Below are 17856 nucleotides of genomic sequence, written 5' to 3' on the forward strand. Positions count from 1 at the left end.
ATCATTAGCTCAATGCCTCGCCAAAAAGGGTGGCGCTGGTGGAGCCTGTGATACGGACACGGACAATCTCACCAATGTGGTGGCTGCCTTTGTCGAATACGACCATCTTATTCTGCTCAGTGCGTCCGCAGAGTTGTTCGCGACTGCGTTTTGAGAATCCTTCAACCAGCACGTCGAACTCTTTGCCCTCGTCCTTCTTGTTCTGGATGGCCGAAATTTCTGTCTGTAACGCGATGAGCTCGTTGAGACGGCGAATTTTCTCCTCCTCAGCCACATCGTCAGGCAGATGCTTTGAGGCGTATGTGCCTGGACGCTCAGAGTATTTGAACATGAAAGCAGAGTCGTAGCCAACCTCACGCATCAATGAGAGTGACAACTGGTGATCCTCTTCAGTCTCAGAGTGATAGCCTACGAAGATATCTGTAGAAAGGCCACAATCTGGAATGATACGACGGATAGCGTTGACACGATCCATATACCACTCGCGTGTGTATTTGCGATTCATCAGCTTCAGAATACGATCACTGCCACTTTGTACTGGCAGGTGGATGTGCTTGCATACATTGGGAACTTCGGCGATGACCTTCAAGGTCTCGTCGCTCATATCCTTAGGATGCGAGGTAGTGAAGCGCACACGCATGGTGGGCACCTCCTCGGCCACTCTGCGGAGCAAGGTGGGGAAGTTGATGTCTTCGAACTTATACGAATTGACATTCTGGCCCAACAGGGTTACTTCCTTATAACCTTTTTCGTATAGGTCGCGTACTTCGCGCAGGATACTCTCAATATCGCGACTACGCTCACGACCACGTGTATAAGGTACAATGCAATAGTGACAGAAGTTGTTGCAGCCACGCATGATGCTGACGAAGCCACCAATCTTATGCCCCATGGCAATGCGCTGGGGTACAACATCTTTATACGTCTCTGTAGTTGAGAGCTCAATGTTCATCGCCTTATGACCAGTCTCGGCCTGTGCGATGAGGTCGGGCAGCGAGAGATACGCATCAGGACCAGCCACGAGGTCGCAATGGTGGTTGTCGAGCAGATCCTGCTGAGCGCGCTCTGCCATACAGCCTAACAGACCAATGAGCATACGCTCTTTCTCTGGATGGGTTTTCTGACGATGGCGACGTTCTGCCTCCAATGCGTCCAAACGATTAAAAATCTTCTGCTCGGCATTGTCGCGAACAGAACAGGTGTTTAAGAATACGGCATCAGCCTCTTCAAGGTTCTCGGTGGTCTCGTAACCAGCCATCTGCATCACTGATGCAACTACTTCGGAATCTGCCACATTCATCTGGCAGCCATACGTTTCAATATATAATTTCTTCATCATTCAATCGTTAAATAAGAGGTAGCGATATGCCATTAATCTTCTGGAAGACATCCAGTGCATAGACATCTGTCATACCGCTGATATAATCGATAATAGCCATGATACGTGTCTCAAGATCGGGGGCATCGATGTCGTATTGACTTGATACGCGACTGATGAGGTGCTTAGAGTAAAAGCGTTCAGGATGAACCGCTGCATTGATAAACTTCTCCATTAAAGTCTGGATAATCTGATAACCAGATAGTTCTACGTCGAGTACAGGACGACTCTTATAGATACGGTCAACAGAAAGCGTGCAGCAGTTCTTGTAAGCTTTCTGTGGTGTGTCGCTGATATGGTCGATGAGACTGCCTTGGAACTCGCCGCTGAGAATCTCATCTTCGTGTTCTACGAATACACGAACACATTCGTTCTCGAGCTTGCCAATCACGCAGGCACGCAGATATACCACTTTTTCGTTGTTATCCGTTACGCCTTCTTCGACGATACGCTGTTGGATGTGGATCTTGGTCTCCTCGTCAAAGAATGCTAACAGAAGTTGGGTAGTCTCTTCGTGTGAAATTATTTTAAGTTTGTGGGCGTCTTCGATGTCCATTATTTCATAGCAGATATCGTCAGCAGCCTCGACGAGATAGACTAATGGATGACGGGCGTAATGTAAAGGTTCGCCAATCTCGGATTTGCAAGGGATTCCTAATTCTTCGGCAATACGGCGGTAATAGGATTTTTCGGAATCGAAAAATCCGAATTTACCTTTCTTGCCTGCTGCACTCGAAGAGAATGGATATTTAACGATGCTTGCAAGAGTGGAATAAGTCATGACAAAACCACCTGGACGACGCCCCTTGAACTGATGGGTGAGCAAACGGAACGCATTGGCATTTCCCTCAAAGTGAACCATGTCGTTCCAGAAGATGGAGCTCACCTGACGTTGCAACTCGTTGCCAGCACCCTCGGTAAAGAAAGACTGGATAGCCTTCTCGCCACTATGACCAAAAGGTGGATTGCCCAAATCGTGAGCTAAACAAGCTGTTGCCACAATCTGTCCAATCTCCTGAAACAGACCGTCTTTTAACTCCGGATGCTTCTTGATGAGCTGAGCAGCCACATCATTGCCTAATGACATGCCCACACTGGCTACCTCAAGCGAATGGGTGAGGCGGTTGTGCACGAAGATGCTTCCAGGGAGGGGAAAGACCTGGGTTTTGTTCTGAAGCCGACGGAATGGAGCAGAGAAAATCAAACGGTCGTAATCGCGTTTGAACTCTGTTCTGTCGTCGTGGCGCTCAGGATGGCGATGCTCCTGACCAAGGCGCTTGTTCGATATCAGTTGTTGCCAATTCATCATAATCAGGGTGCAAAGGTACGAAAAATACGCGCAGTAGCCGCATATTTCGCAGAAATTAACGAAAAAATCAAAAAAATGGGGTTCAAAAAGGCAATTTCTTAGGTAAAAGCACTACCTTTGCACATTGATTAAAATAATATTTTAAAGAATGCTGAAAATTAAAGTTGTAAACAAAGGTCACCAGCCATTGCCACAGTATGCTACTGAGCAGAGTGCTGGCATGGATCTGAGAGCTAATATAAACGAACCGATTACCCTGAAACCTCTGGAACGCCGTCTGATTCCAACAGGCTTGCATATTGCCTTGCCCGTTGGCTATGAGGCTCAGGTAAGACCTCGTAGCGGTCTGGCACTCAAGAAGGGTATTACAGTTCTGAATACCCCAGGAACTATCGATGCTGATTATCGAGGTGAGATTGGTGTCGTGCTTATCAACCTTTCGAACGAGGATTTTGTAGTCGAGGATGGTGAGCGTATTGCTCAGATGGTGATAGCTCGTCATGAACAGGGAGAGTTTGTCTCTGTGGAGGTGCTTGATGAGACCGAACGTGGTGAGGGAGGATATGGACATACTGGCGTGAAGTAATGATAAGAATGAAGAAAATAGGACTGTCGTTGTTGCTGATGCTATCCGTAACTGTTAGTTACGGGCAACGGACCTATGACGAGTTCTTTCTTGAGGCTATGGTGCAGCGCCAGAAGGGGAACAATGATGCCGCCTTTGATTTGTTGCGCCATTGTTTGGAGATTAATCCTAATGCACCAGAGGCTTATTTCTTTTTAGCTCAATACTATAACGCACTGAAGGACAACGAGAAAAGTCTGGAGTATATACAGAAGGCGGCTTCGCTCGATCCTGATAACGGTACTTATCTGGAAACGTTGGCGCAAGCTTATCTTCGTCAGCAGGATTACGAGTCGGCCATCCCCGTTTTCGAGAAGATCTATGCACAGGACAAGGAGCGTGAGGATTTGCTGGAGATGTTGTTTCAGCTTTATCAGCAGGTAGATGACTATGCTCATGCTATTGAGGTTCTGAATCGCATCGAGGCTATCGATGGCAAGAGCGAACGTCTCTCAGTGGCTAAGAGTGAAATCTATACCCGTCAGGGCAACAAGAAGGCTGCTATTGCTGAAATCAAATCGCTCTCGGATAAGTATCCCAATGATTTTAATTATCTGGCGCTGTATGGTGAGACGCTGATGATGAATGGTAAGTTGAAACAGGCATTGAAGGTGTATGATAAGATACTGAAGGGAGAGCCAGAGAACAATCGTGTGCTGATGTCGTATCGTACCTATCATCAGGCTTTGGGACATAGTCAGATTGCCGATTCTCTGACAGAACGTGTACTCTTGAATAAGAATGCCACGATGGAAGAGAAAATCCACCTGCTCCGTCAGGAGATTTCGGCCAGTGAGAATGCAGGAGGCGATAGTACCAGAGTTCTCCAGCTGTTTGACAAGATTCTGAAACAGCCTCAAACCGATGAAAACATGGCTCTCCTCTGTGCCTCGTATATGAATGTGAAGAAGATGCCGAAGGACAGCATTTGTAAGGTGTTAGTCAAGGCGCTCGATATTGCTCCTGACAATTCGTCGGCCCGCTTGCAGCTGATAGGCTATGCCTGGGAGGCTGACGATATGGAACGTGTCATCTCGCTCTGCCAGGATGCCCGTCAGTATAATCCTGACGAAATGGCTTTCTATTATTATCAAGGTGTAGCCTACTATCGTCGTGACAGTTTGGATGCGGCCCTGTCTGCCTTCAAGAATGGTATCGGTGTCATCAGAGAAGATAGTGACCCGGCAATTGTCTCTGACTTCTATGCTGTGATGGGTGACATCCTGCATCAGAAGGGACAGATCAAAGAAGCATATGAGGCGTATGACTCTTGCTTGCAGTGGAAAGACGATAATATGGGCTGTTTGAACAATTATGCCTATTACTTGAGTGAAAACGGTGAGCAGCTCTCAAAGGCGGAGCAGATGAGCTTTAAGACCATCAAGGCCGAACCTAAGAATGCTACCTATTTGGATACCTATGCTTGGATCCTTTATATGTTAGGCCGCTATTCAGAGGCTAAGATTTATATTGACCAGGCTCTACAGAATTTGGATGCGTCGCAGGACAATTCCGTGATTCATGAACATGCAGATAAAATAAAACAAAAAACAGATCGATAATGAAACTAAAGAGTATCGTAAGATTGGCCGTATTGGCATTGCCATTGGTGCTGGTGTCGTGTAAATCGCACAAGAAGGCAGCTGAGACCATACCGATGTATGGACAGCAGAAGACTGCCGACTTTGTTACACAGGTGCGTGAGAATCAGCAGACGACAAAGTTCATTACCTCAAAGGTTAAGTTCTCAGTCGAGGTTGGTCCACAGAAACTGACGCTGACTGGCAATCTGAAGATGAGACGTAATGATGTGATTCGTCTGCAGTTGATGGCCTTCGGATTTGTGGAGGCAGGACGTCTCGAATTCACCAAGGACTATGTGCTGATTATGGACCGTATCAATAAGCAGTACCTCAAGGCACCATACCGTCAGATTGACTTCCTGCGTAACAGCGGTCTGAACTTTGAGGCTCTTCAGGCTTTGTTCTGGAACGAACTTTTTAGACCTAACCAAGGTAGCGAGACAGTGGTTCTTGATAAGTCGAAGAGTGGTGGTGATGGCAACTTCACAACCATTGAGAATGGTGATGATATGATTATCAGTCTGGAGAGTGGCAAGATGGATTACAGTTGGTTGGCAAGTAAGAATACTGCCCTGATCCGTATGGCGAACATTCTCTATAAGGACCGTTTCAATGGTAACACTCAGTTGAACTGGGATTATTCTGATTACGAGGTGTTTGGTCGCAAGATGTTCCCCAAGAAGCATGGTATCACTCTGACAACTCCCACTAAGGAGGTTAAATTGGCTGTGACGCTGAACTATCTAGGTACGGATACCGAGTGGGAGCCACGTACCGAAGTGTCGAACAAATATCGTGAGGTAACTGTGGATGAGATACTCCGCCGATTCATGGCTCTATGATGAGTAGAGTGTTCCGTAGAGATTATCTGGTGATGGTGCTGGTGGCACTCATCGCTTTTTCTTCGCCTGCTATAGCCCAGCAGGCGAAAAAAAAGTCTGCCCAGAAGCGTACGACTATCACCGCTAAGAAGTCGACCACCGCAAGAAAGAAGACAACTCCAAAAAAAGGTAGTTCAACTCAACAGCCTGTTACTGTTAATAGTTTGAAAACGGAACAACAGCGTGTTCGTCGGCAAATTGAAGAGCAGCAACGCAAGCTGAAGGCTAATGAGCGTGATGTGAAGAAACGTCTCCAGAGTTTGTTGATTATCAACAACGAGATTGCCGATAAACGTAAGTCGATTGATACCATTCGTCATGATATCAATCGTCTGGATGGTGATATCCACACGTTGGAGGCTCATATGAAATATCTGGAGAGTGAGCTTGAAGAGCGTAAGCAGCGTTTCATCAAGTCGATGCGCTATATGCATCGTAACCGTGATTTGCAGAGTCGCATGATGTTTGTGTTTAGTGCCAAGAATCTGTCGCAGATGTATCGTCGGTTACGTTTTGTGCGTGAATATGCCTCTTATCAGCAGAATCAGGCAGAGGCGGTGAAATCGATGAAGGCGCAGGTGGCTGAGGCTTACGATGAACTGACCGATACCAAGAAACATAAGAACGACCTGCTGGTGAGAGATGAGATGGAGCGTCGATCACTCGAAGGGAAACAGGTAGAACAGCAGAAGATGGTTACTTCGTTGCAGAAGCAGCAGAAGACCATTCAGGGTATCATCGAGCAGCAGAAGAAACGTGATGCAGAGCTGAATGCTCAGATTGACCGTCTGATTGCTCAGGAGATAGCCCGTGCCAAGGCTCGTGCCGAGGCCGAAGCACGCAGGAAGGCTGCTGAGGCTGAAGCCAAGCGAAAGGCAGAGGAATTGGCCCGAAAGAAGGCAGCTGCCGAGGCAGCCCGCAAAGAGAACGAACGTCGAATAGCTGAGGCCAAGGCGAGAGAAGAGAAAGCGAAGGCAGAGGCTCGTGCGGCTGCTGCTCGTAAAAATGCTGAAGAGAAGGCTGTTGCAGAACGTGCAGCTGCAGAGGCTGAGCGCGAGCGACTTGCTGCAGAGCGTAAGGCTGCTGCTGATGCCAAAGCACATGAAAAGGAGGTGGCCGAGGCACGAAAGTCTTCAGAGCCTATTTATACGGTTTCGTCTGAAGACCGCCTGCTGAGTGGTAACTTCGAGAGTAATCGTGGCCGTCTGCCTATGCCTATTGTAGGTGGCTATCGGATTGTGAACCACTTTGGAACCAATCACGTTACAGATGTGAAGGGGCATGTAACACTTGATAAGAAAGGTATCGATATCAAGGGACAGCCAGGCGCTGCTGTACGCTGTATCTTTGATGGCGAGGTGAGTGCTGTGTTCAGTTATGCTGGCACTACGGTAGTCATCGTGCGTCATGGAAGCTACCTGTCTGTATATTGCGATCTGGCATCTGTCAGCGTGAGTCGAGGACAAAAAGTAAGCACCCGACAGACCATCGGTCGTGTGGGTGCTGAGGGGTTGATGCAGTTCCAATTGCGCAAGGGTAGCGCCAAACTAAACCCAGAGGGATGGTTGGCCAGATAGGCACTAAAGTGTCAATCCGTCCAACAATCCTATGTAGGTGTTGATAGCGTTATCTATTTCAGAAATCTTAATGAACTCGTTTGCTGCATGCGAACGACTTGACTCGCCAGGTCCCAGCTTGAATGAAGGGAATGGCATCAAGGCCTGATCGCTCAGAGTGGGTGATCCAAAGGGTTGCATGCCGCGCTCGATACATCTCCTGATAAGTGGATGGTCGGGCGAGATGGATGATGAGTGCAGACGGAACGAACGGGCACGAAGCTCGCACTTGGTCATCTTCTTACAGAGAAAACTAAATAAGAATTCGTTCTGGTAGAATTCGTTGGTGCGCACATCAATAATGAAATGTAATGTATCGGGAACTACATTATGCTGAGTGCCGCCTTCAACGACGGTTACCGTCATCTTGGTTGCACCTAAAAGCGGACTTACTTTTCTGAACTGATAGTCGCGAAGCCATACCAAGTCGTCGAGGGCTTCGTAAATAGCATTTACGCCTTCGTTTCTGGCAGCGTGGCCAGATTTTCCATGGGCGTAGCCGTCAATCACCATCAGACCTTTCTCGGCGATAGCTGGCTGCATGCCTGTTGGCTCGCCTACGATAGCTACGTCTATCTTGGGTAGTAAGGGCAGAACTCTGCTGAAACCGTTTACGCCCGAAATCTCCTCCTCGGCCGAAGCAACCCATAATAGGTTATAGTTGCGATGGCGGTTGAGCATGATACGATATGCTTGCAGCAATGCCACCAGTCCGCCACCACAGTCGTTGGCGCCTAATCCGTAGAGCAAGTCGCCTTCTTGGGTTGGACAGAATGGGTCGTGCGTCCATGAGTTAACAGGTTTTACGGTATCGATATGGGCGTTCAGCATCACGGTGGGGCGATTGTTGTCCCAATCAGGACAGCCTACCCACAGATTGTTACCTTCACGTCCAAATGGCAGGTTCCACAGCCTCAGATAGTCAGCCATCTTATCGGCTGCCTTGGTCTCGTTTCTACTTACCGAGGGAATGGCAATCAGCTCCTTCAGCAGTTCTACAGCATCGTTGGTGTAGTTTCTGAAATCCATGTTTACTTAGTTTTAGTTTTCGATATCCATACAGATAGTAACATTGACATGACCAGCACGCCGAAAATGACAGCCAATGACCAGGTCGTTGGGATCTCCCAATGTGGTATGTTGATGTTCAGCCCAACCATCTCGCCTGCTGCATTGACGTATTCGTTCATGGCCAGGAGCATCTTCACGCCTACAAAGCTCAGGATGATGCCCAGTCCATATTTCAGATAGGTGAAATACTTGGCTACTGCAGCCAGGGCGAAGTAAAGGGCACGCAAGCCGAGGATGGCGAAGATATTCGAAGTGAGTACGATAAAGGGATCGCGGCTCACGGAGAATACTGCGGGGATGGAATCGACGGCAAAGGCTACGTCTGTGGTCTCAATCACCAGAAGGGCGATAAACAGTGGGGTTGCCAGTCGTTTGCCGTTCTCGATAATGAAGAACTTGTCTTTGTGCATCCGGTCTGTGACAGGGAAGAATTTTTTAAACAACTTCACGAAGATGTTGTTCGAAGGGTCAACCTGTTCGTCGTCGTTATGGCTGAACATTTTGATACCTGTGTAAATCAGGAAGATACCAAACAGACCGAGTATCCATTCAAACTGGGCAATCATAGCTGTGCCGGCAAAGATGAAGACGCTGCGCAGCACCAAGGCACCAAAGATACCCCAGAACAGCACCTCGTGCTGGTATTTGCGCTCAACACCGAAGAATGAGAAAAGCATCAGGAATACAAACAGATTATCCATCGAGAGCGATTTCTCTATCAGATAGCCTGCTAAGAACTCCATCGCCTTCTCTTGCGGAGCGGCAGGATAGAACAAATAGATGCCGCCACAGAACACCAGCGAAACACCTATCCACACGGCTGTCATTTTCAGGGCTTCGGATACGCTCACTTCGTGCTGGCCTTTCTTGCCGAAAGATTTCAGGTCGATGAACAACATCACGAATACCATGATGTAGAACAATATCCACGCCCACAGGGGTATATCTACCATTTCCATTTCTTACATTTTTATATGTTTGCGGCTGCAAAGTTACTATTTAGTTAGCAAAAAGCCAAATTAATTTTGTTTTTTTCTTAGAATAAGAAAATAAGTTATACTTTTGTCAATTGGTATGCGAAACGGAATATTTGTGAAGTGTCCATTGGTGCTGGTGGCGATGAGTATGATCATAGGTATCATCATTGCTACTTATGTGGCGTTTCCCATACTCATACTCCCTGTACTGGCTGGTATGGTGGTGATAGCGCTGCTGTTGCGAAGGTTTGAGTATTGGCAGTCGGGGGCCATCGTGGTGTGCTGCTTACTGTTAGGTATGTGGCTGATGCAACGCCACTTGTCGGCTCCAGCAGAGACCTTGACTGATTCGCAGTTGGAACGTTGTCAGACTTATTTCATCCATCAGCGCAGTGTGTTGTTAGAGCGCTTGTCGGCTGGTGGCGTCGATGGTGACACCTATGCGGTGGTGGCGGCGATGTCGTTAGGCGATAAGTCGGCATTGACGCGTGATTTGAAGGAAACGTATTCCGTGAGTGGTGCTTCGCATGTGTTGGCGCTCAGTGGCCTTCATCTGGGCATTGTCTATATGCTGTTCTCGCTGTTTCTACCTCGTCGGCGCTGGCCGGCAGTATCGCAGTTATGCCTTTTGCTGGCTGTATGGATATTTGTGTTTCTCGTTGGTATGCCTATTAGCGCCATGCGTTCTGCCATCATGCTGAGCGTTTACGGATTGCTCTCTATCGGTCATCGCAACAGAATGTCTGTCAATGCCTTGGCCTTTACGGCCATTATCCTGCTGATGTGGAATCCTGCGTGGCTGTTTGATGTGAGTTTCCAACTGTCGTTCATGGCGGTATGGGCCATCTTGATGTTCGTGCCATTGTTCGAGAGTGTATTCCCGAGCGAATTCCTGATGTCGCATCGCTGGTTGAAGTGGATGTGGGGGATGGTGGCTGTATCCTGTTCTGCCCAACTTGCGGTGGCACCACTGGTGGCCTACTATTTCGGACGTTTCTCTACCTATTTCCTGCTTACCAACTTTATTGTCATTCCTGCGGCTTTTGTTATTCTGTGGCTGGTATTGGTGGTACTGGCGTTTCCATCGGTAGCATATCTGTTATTATATGTGGTGCAATGGTTGAATACCGTTTTGCAGGCAATAGCCTCCTGGCCGGGGGCGAGCGTCGAGGGATTGCACCCCAATACGCTTCAGGTGGTGCTCATTTATGTGCTGATAGGCTGTGTCTATCTGCTTATAGGAAGAATAAGACCATTAGTGGGATGGAAACCATCGAAACGAGCGTTGTGATAAAGGTCACACCTGTGATGGTGGTCGTGTCTTTGTCGTATTTCAGGCAGAGGATGGTGCCATAGGTGGCTACGGGCATGGCAATGACGACTGTATTGATGTTGACTACGAAATCGTCGAACCCTAAAGCCTTGCACAGATAATAGATGCCGATGGGCAGGATAGCCAGTCGGAAGAGTGTGGTCGTATAGACGGTAGTGTTACCTAATAATGAGCGTAGCGACAGGTTTGACATCGATGAGCCGATAATCAATAAGGCTGCAGGAACGGTGATGTTGCCAATCATTGTGAGTGGAGCACTGATGGCCTCAGGGATGTTGTCAATGCGTAACGCCACAATCAGCATGGTCAGATAACAGGCTAACATCGGGGTAGAGTAGAGCACCTTTTTCTCAAATCGCTTTTGTTCCACGTCGCTTTTACCAGTAATGAGGATTGTACCTACCGTAAACACGGCAAAGGTGTTCACTACATTCAGCACAGCAGCATAGAACACGGCCTCATGACCAAATATGGAGGCTACCACAGGGTAGCCCATGAATCCTACGTTGCCAAACATCAGGGCAAAGCCAATGGCGCCTTCGTCGTCCTTCTTCTTTGTGAGGTAACGTGGCAATAGAAAAGCCACGCCCGTCAGAACAGCGTATGTAATCACGCTAATCAAGAGCAATGGGAGAATATACTCGCGATCAGGCAGTTCGCCTGTCATCGCCGACGATAGAATGAGCGCCGGACAAGTCATATTAATCACCAACCTCGACAATTGCCTATCGAAGTCGCCTCCTAAGTAACCTAATTTGCCAGCTCCGTAACCTACGATCACAATGGCAAACAATGTCATCATCACTTCAAACATGCTGCAAAGGTACATCTATTTTCTATCATAGATACTATGCGTATGACGAAATCTTATTTAATTCATGAATTCCTTAACTCAGGACAATCCGCTTCGCTGCATTTATAGTGATTGGAGGAAATCAGTGAGACTTTCTTTTTGTTCGAGACCAAGCTTTTGGCGGATACGGTAGCGGGCGATTTCTACACCACGGATGGAGATGTTGAGTAGTGGGGCAATCTCCTTCGACATCAGATTCATGCGCAGGTAAGCACAGAGCATCTTTTCCTTATGCGATAGCTGTGGAAAGCGTTCGCCAAGGGTTTTGAGGAAGTTGTGATGTACACTGTCGAACTCGCTGCGGAAGGCTTCCAGGTCTTCATCGTGTTCGATGTTGGTATCAATCTGACCAATCAATCGTACTACGCGGCGCTTGATGGCTGGAAGATTTTCCTCGTTCAGTCCGTTATTGATGCTTACGGCGGTCTTTTTGATTTCCTGTAGCATCTCGTTCTTACGGACCACGTTCATACGCGAACGCACCAGTTCATCTTGTCGTGCTCTCAGTTCTATCTCCAGTTTTTCCTCCTCAAGATTCTCGATTTTCTCGTCTTTCTCGCGGATCAGTCGCTGGCTGCTCTGTACAATACGCAGGTACATGACGTAGAGTGCTGCCAGGATACCTATTATATATAAGGTGTAGGCCCACCACGAACGATACCATGGCGGCAGAACAGTGAATTCGAAACTGGTTATGCCGCCCTCACTGCCATCGGAGGTGACAACCTTTACATGGAACACGTAATGTCCCTCGGGCAGATTAGTGTACTCCTTGATATGTAAACGGGTAAAGGGGCTCCAATTGCGTTCGCCAGAGCCTTCGAGCCAATAGCTGAATCGCACGGTCTGCGTAGGATCGTAGCTGTTGGCACTGTATTCGAAACGTATCGAATTGTTGGCCCACTTAATCTGCGGACTCGCTGCTTTGTAGTAGAGTGTGTCGGTGCCGTTGCCAATGACGATGCGACGTATGTATGGTTGGATGATACGGGCCGTATCCTGTGGTTGCTGGTTCTCAAGCAACGCAAAACCATCTTCTGTACCTATTACGGCTTGGTGGTGGTTGGTGAAACTGACACTCTCGAAATCGGCCATCAGACAGTCGTTCAGATAGCTGCGATGTAACTTGCCGTCGCTCACGTGCATGGCACCATCGGTGGCATACCAGATCTGGTCATCGGGCGACTGATAGATATAGGTATAGGCTGCTGTACCGCTCAGGCGTTTCTCGAGTGCGATATGACGTACTAACTGGTCGTGTGCTGCGTCATAGCGGAATAAGCCCTGGCGACTGGCGATAACCATTTCACCATCAATCTTAGCGATATGTACATTATCGCCCTTAGGCAGATCTGCTGAGTTATAGCATTTCTTGGTCCTGACGCTCTGCAGATTGTCAGAGAGGGTTAGGCGGTAGAGGCCTTTCTCCTTGTTTGCCACCCAGACAGCATCTGTCACATCTTCTATATAGAAGGTCTTGGCTGATATGTCGGCTCCCTTCACCTCTTCTGCCATCGTCCAACCTTGTGGTGTCTGACGCATCAGGCGTAATCCCCAATAAGAGCCTGTCAGCAGTACATCAGGATGGTTTCCCAACCGTCGTACACCCCACACGCCACGATTGGCGTAGCGGGTGATGCGGTCGCCGTTGATGTTCAGGAAGAACTGTCGACCGCCACAGAATAGTTGACCGCCGATGGTGTCGAGACAGAGCACCTGACTGCCTGTACCCTCAATAAAGCTGATTTGCTGATTGGCCATCACATATAATCCTTGGTTGGTGCCAAAGTAAAGTTTGCCTTGATAGGTTACACTGCAGTTGCCGCTGCCGATGGGTGACTGTCGGCTATTAAGGAATCGTAATGGTGATTGGAGTTGTATACAGTCAAGGCCGTTGTCGAGTGCTAACCACAGATTCTGGTCGGCATCAAAGGAGGCAGAGAGCACTGTCTTGTTCTGCAGACCGTTGTTAGTAGAGATTCTGTCGACGGTACGGTTAGCCAGATCCAGAAGTATTACACCATCGCGCAGGGTCCCTAATGCCAAGGTCGATCCGGAGAGTGCTGCGCACGATAACTGTAATCCCTCAGGAATCCTGCATCCTTCGAGCGTAAATGGTTGCAAGCGGTTGTTGCCATAGAGGTACAGACCTTTCTGACTGGTTACCATCAGCAGTTGTTGTTGCCAAGGCAGGATAGCTACGATGTCTGAGGTTTCGCGGATATCGATACCGCTAAGTGGCACAAACTGTTGCCCTACCAGCACTGAAACTGATTTTGATGAGGTGAGATACAACTTGTTGTAGACTACCGTCGAATAGTGTACGCCAGGGTGGCTGGGCAGGCGTGTCTGGTAATCATTGATGTAGAAAGTGCCGTCGGTCTGGAAGTAGATATCGTTACCGATGCGGTGTATGTGCCAGACGTTTACCTGCTCCTTCTGACCTATCTGCCCTGACAGGTCGTGGTAAATCAACTTGCCTTTGCTGTTTCTGACAAAACATCCGAATTGGCCTAAGGCACCCACATAGATGGTGTCGCCCACTGATAATACCGATCTTACCTTGGTGTTGCCAGGCAGTGGATAGGTGTTCCAGTTGGCACCATCATATTCCAATAGTCCGTTGTTGTTGGCAAAATACATCCACCCTTCCATGCTCTGCGCAATCTGCCAGTTCTGGTTACCAGAATGGTACGACTGACGCGAATGGTTCACCACTGCTCTTTGCCAAGGCGTCTGGGCCATTGTCTGCAGTGTTGCAACAGTCATTAGTGTTAACAGCCATTTCCTCATACCTATTCTATTTTTCGGCAAAGATAAGCAATATATCCGAATCGTGCAACAATAATGAGATATTTCTTTTGAAACTTTGATGTAATGGTTATATAATAGAACACGCTGACTATTAACGAGATAGCGTTTTGATGAGAAATCATTGATGTAGTGATAAATGTTGTTTGTAGTAATCGTGATGTGGCAGAAAGTTTGTAATGCATGAAGATTTGACTTACTTTTGCGGCATCAATTTTTATTTTCAAACTAATATACCTGTTTATATGAGAAAACAAACATTGTCAACAAGAGGCATGCAGCTGGTACTAAGCTGCTGCATGTGGTTACTGATGGGAGCCAGTGTCTGGGCACAAGGTAACCAAACCATTAAGGGAACCGTGCTCGACGCCAGCACGCGTGAACCTATGATTGGCGTCAGTGTACTTGAAAAAGGTACCTCGAATGGTACTGTGACCGATTTTGATGGTCAGTTCTCTCTCACAAGCGTCAAGAATGGAGCTACCATTCAGCTTACATTTATTGGTTACAAGAGCTTGTCGTTGCCCGTAGCCAAGGCACAGGGTACTATTCTGATGACTGAAGACGACAAAACCTTGACAGAAGTGGTTGTTGTGGGTTACGGCACACAGAAGAAGGTAAACCTTTCAGGTGCAGTATCGGCTGTGGATGGTGAAAAACTGGCTGCTAAGCCATCGAGTAATGTGCTCGATGCAATGCAGGGTGAACTGCCTGGTGTTGCAGTACTGCGTAGCAGTGGTGAGCCAGGCAGCGAGACCAGCGGTATGCGTATCCGTGGTTTTTCTTCGGTCAACTCTACCTCAACACTTGTGTTGATTGATGGTGTAGAAGGCGATTTATCGTTGCTCAATGCCGATGATATCGAGAGTATTTCTGTACTGAAGGATGCTGCAGCTTGTGCTATCTATGGTGCTCGTGCTGCTGCCGGAGTTGTGCTGGTGACCACAAAGAATGGTGGCGAGGGTAAACCCAAAATCAGCTATAGCGGTTACTATGCTACCAACCTGCCTGGCAATATGCCAGAACGTTTGCCGGCCTGGGAGGAGCAGGAGTGGATTAATATTGGTCGTCAGAATCAGGGAGGTAAACCAGAATGGAACCCGGAGCAGTCAAGTTGGGTTGGTAACCGCAACTTCAACTATCGTCCTAATAACTCCAATGGTCGTTGGGATCAGTTCTCGGCTACCAATTGGGTCGACGAGGGTACACGCAACCATTCTGACCAAACCAATCATAGCATTTCTGTATCAGGTGGTTCCAAGAGTATCAACTACCTTATTTCTGGCAACTATTTCTATAAGAATGGTATGCTGAAGTATGGTAAGAACGACAATACACGCGTGAATCTGCATGCGAAAGTGAATGCCGAACTTAATAAGTATATCGCAGTCGGCGTAAACATGCAGTATCAGTCAAAGAAGAACAATGCACCATCGGCTGGTGCAGGTGCTATTCTGAACAATCTCTATGGATCTCGTGCTCGTCAGTTATTGTACAATCCTACTGAGGACGTGAACTACGATGTGAATCCTTATAATGGCGACCTGCAGTTCAATGCCATCCAACTGATGAAAGAGGGTGGACAGGCTGAGACTCTTTATGAGAGCTTTATCGGCAAGGGCGACCTGACTATTAAGAATCTGGTAAAAGGGCTGCGTATTAATCTTAATGCCAGTCGCCGGGCTGGTTACTATACCGGTCGCACAGAGCGTCACTATCTTGTTTGGTATGGCATGACTGGTAATAATAAGCGTCAGTCGTACAACGATCCGAATCAGCTCTATCGTATCAAGAACAATGATTATCATGATCTGTTCGAGGCTACCGTAAATTATGAGTTCGACGTGAAGAAACACAACATCAAATTGTTGGCTGGAACTTCCTATGAAAACTATCGCAAAGATGAGTTCTCGGCTACTGCCAAGAATATGAACTCTAACGATTTCTATTCGTTCAACTACTATGATTCAGCTGAGGCTACCAATACCTCTCTGAGTGATAACATCGCCCCTTGGTCGATGATGTCGTATTTCGGTCGTCTGAATTACAACTATGCCGATCGCTATCTGCTTGAGGCCAACATCCGTTACGACGGCTCTTCACGTCTGGCTCCAGAGAAGCGTTGGAAGGCCTTCCCATCTGTATCAGCTGCTTGGCGTGTCAGCCAGGAGACGTGGTTCAAGCTCGATTGGGTTAGCAATCTGAAATTGCGTGCTTCATGGGGTCAGTTGGGTAATGGTGCTATCTTAGGTCTCTATGATTATATCCCAACCATCTCACAGAGCACGGTCTATATGGGCGAGAAGTCGTACTATCAGAGTCAGTTGGCTTCAAAGGATAAAACCTGGGAGACCATCGAGACAACGAATGTGGGTGTTGACCTCGGTCTGTTAAATGGTCGACTGAATGCCTCGTTCGACTACTATTGGAAGTACAATAACGACATGTTGTCTAAACTCCAGTTACCTCATACCATCGGTATTGGTATCCCTAATGTGAATGTTGGTAAGCTGAAGACTTGGGGGTGGGAGTTCGAAGTGAAATGGAACGACCGAATCGGCGACTTCAGATATCAGGTGGCCTTCAATATCTCTGATGCCCAGAACAAGCTGATGGAGTATGATGGTGCCGATGTGATTTCTGCAGGAACAGTTGGCTTGCTCGAGGGCTATGCCTTGAATACCATCTGGGGGTATAAGACCGATGGCTATTGGAGCAGTCTTGAAGAATATAAGCAGTATAAGGAAGAACATCCAGGCTACAAGTCGTTCAGCGATGGAAAGGTGGGCGGTGGCGATGTACGCTACCTCACTCAGCCAGATAAGGATGGAAACATAGGTCATCAGGTAGGTGCCGGCGATGGAACAAAGGAAAACCACGGCGATTTGGTTTATCTGGGTGATGCCAATGGACGTTATCTCTATGGTCTGAACCTCTCTGCTCAGTGGAAAGGCTTCGATTTCGCGATGATGTTTCAGGGTGTTGGAAAACGCAAACTACTTATAGATACAGAAGCTATCGCCCCCTTCGGCCGCACCCATCAGATGCCTTGGACTATCCATCGCGACTACTGGACCGAAGATAACCCAGATGCCTTCTGGCCACGTCTTTACAATTACAATGGCGATATGTTCAACTTCCAGCCATCAGACAAATGGGTGCAGAACGCAGCTTATCTGCGTCTGAAGAATGTTACGCTTGGCTATACCATTCCTGTCTCAAAGCGTTACATCCAGAAACTGCGTGTTTACATCAGCGGTAGCGATGTCTGGGAGAAGTCTGACATCCTGAAGGTGTTCGATCCTGAGTCGGGCAATAATGTTGGACGTAACTACTATCCTTTCTTCCGAACATGGGCTTTCGGTGTGAATATAACTTTATAATGAATAACGAATATTGAATAATGAAATAAGAAAGAG

At 47.8% G+C, this 17856-nt stretch carries 12 protein-coding genes; 6 read left to right on the forward strand and 6 right to left on the reverse strand.

Annotated elements, in window-relative coordinates; genetic code table 11:
- Nucleotides 1–4: 4 nt before the first annotated feature.
- On the reverse strand, nucleotides 5–1336 hold the full coding sequence (gene miaB, locus T495_RS0114350) for a tRNA (N6-isopentenyl adenosine(37)-C2)-methylthiotransferase MiaB (protein ID WP_033149207.1): 1332 nt from the start codon (nucleotides 1334–1336) through the stop codon (nucleotides 5–7).
- Between the two features lie 10 nt (nucleotides 1337–1346).
- Entirely contained in the window at nucleotides 1347–2684 is a 1338-nt protein-coding gene (dgt, locus tag T495_RS0114355; RefSeq protein ID WP_028903370.1) for a dGTP triphosphohydrolase, read from the reverse strand.
- A 151-nt stretch (nucleotides 2685–2835) separates the two neighbouring features.
- On the opposite strand from dgt, the gene dut reads away from it, so the two are divergent.
- From dut to T495_RS0114375, 4 genes are read left to right on the forward strand one after another with little or no spacing between them, the layout of a single operon-like run.
- Nucleotides 2836–3273, forward strand: coding sequence for a dUTP diphosphatase (gene dut, locus T495_RS0114360; RefSeq protein ID WP_028903371.1), 438 nt, complete (start codon nucleotides 2836–2838; stop codon nucleotides 3271–3273).
- Nucleotides 3274–3281: 8 nt separating this feature from the next.
- Nucleotides 3282–4874, forward strand: a complete 1593-nt coding sequence (locus tag T495_RS0114365; protein WP_231495125.1) for a tetratricopeptide repeat protein — start codon at nucleotides 3282–3284, stop codon at nucleotides 4872–4874.
- On the forward strand, nucleotides 4874–5737 hold the full coding sequence (locus T495_RS0114370; RefSeq protein WP_081773296.1) for a DUF4292 domain-containing protein: 864 nt from the start codon (nucleotides 4874–4876) through the stop codon (nucleotides 5735–5737). Before T495_RS0114365 ends, T495_RS0114370 begins: the two co-directional genes overlap by 1 nt.
- Nucleotides 5737–7353 (forward strand): murein hydrolase activator EnvC, encoded by a 1617-nt coding sequence (locus T495_RS0114375; protein ID WP_369793262.1) that lies wholly within the window; start codon nucleotides 5737–5739, stop codon nucleotides 7351–7353. Before T495_RS0114370 ends, T495_RS0114375 begins: the two co-directional genes overlap by 1 nt.
- 3 nt (nucleotides 7354–7356) lie before the next feature.
- Here the strand turns inward: T495_RS0114375 and T495_RS0114380 are convergent, their stop codons facing one another.
- Together T495_RS0114380 and T495_RS0114385 are read right to left on the reverse strand one after the other, a co-directional pair.
- The gene (locus tag T495_RS0114380; protein ID WP_028903374.1) at nucleotides 7357–8421 is read right to left on the reverse strand and encodes a M20 family metallo-hydrolase; all 1065 of its coding nucleotides are present in this window, start codon (nucleotides 8419–8421) and stop codon (nucleotides 7357–7359) included.
- A gap of 2 nt (nucleotides 8422–8423) precedes the next feature.
- Nucleotides 8424–9416: a TerC family protein gene (locus T495_RS0114385; protein ID WP_231480210.1), complete on the reverse strand. Its 993-nt coding sequence runs from the start codon at nucleotides 9414–9416 to the stop codon at nucleotides 8424–8426.
- A gap of 121 nt (nucleotides 9417–9537) precedes the next feature.
- On the opposite strand from T495_RS0114385, the gene T495_RS0114390 reads away from it, so the two are divergent.
- Entirely contained in the window at nucleotides 9538–10731 is a 1194-nt protein-coding gene (locus tag T495_RS0114390; protein ID WP_051523031.1) for a ComEC/Rec2 family competence protein, read from the forward strand.
- On the opposite strand, the gene T495_RS0114395 is transcribed toward T495_RS0114390, so the two are convergent.
- Both T495_RS0114395 and T495_RS0114400 read right to left on the reverse strand, forming a co-directional pair.
- Entirely contained in the window at nucleotides 10676–11575 is a 900-nt protein-coding gene (locus tag T495_RS0114395) for an AEC family transporter (RefSeq protein ID WP_231480211.1), read from the reverse strand. The genes T495_RS0114390 and T495_RS0114395 overlap by 56 nt on opposite strands.
- Nucleotides 11576–11689: 114 nt before the next feature.
- Entirely contained in the window at nucleotides 11690–14419 is a 2730-nt protein-coding gene (locus T495_RS0114400; protein ID WP_033149182.1) for a triple tyrosine motif-containing protein, read from the reverse strand.
- A 263-nt stretch (nucleotides 14420–14682) separates the two neighbouring features.
- On the opposite strand from T495_RS0114400, the gene T495_RS0114405 reads away from it, so the two are divergent.
- Nucleotides 14683–17820 (forward strand): TonB-dependent receptor, encoded by a 3138-nt coding sequence (locus tag T495_RS0114405; protein WP_033149183.1) that lies wholly within the window; start codon nucleotides 14683–14685, stop codon nucleotides 17818–17820.
- The last annotated feature ends 36 nt before the right edge of the window (nucleotides 17821–17856 follow it).

The sequence above is a fragment of the Prevotella sp. P6B1 genome, from assembly GCF_000702825.1.
In the GTDB taxonomy this organism is placed as follows: domain Bacteria; phylum Bacteroidota; class Bacteroidia; order Bacteroidales; family Bacteroidaceae; genus Prevotella.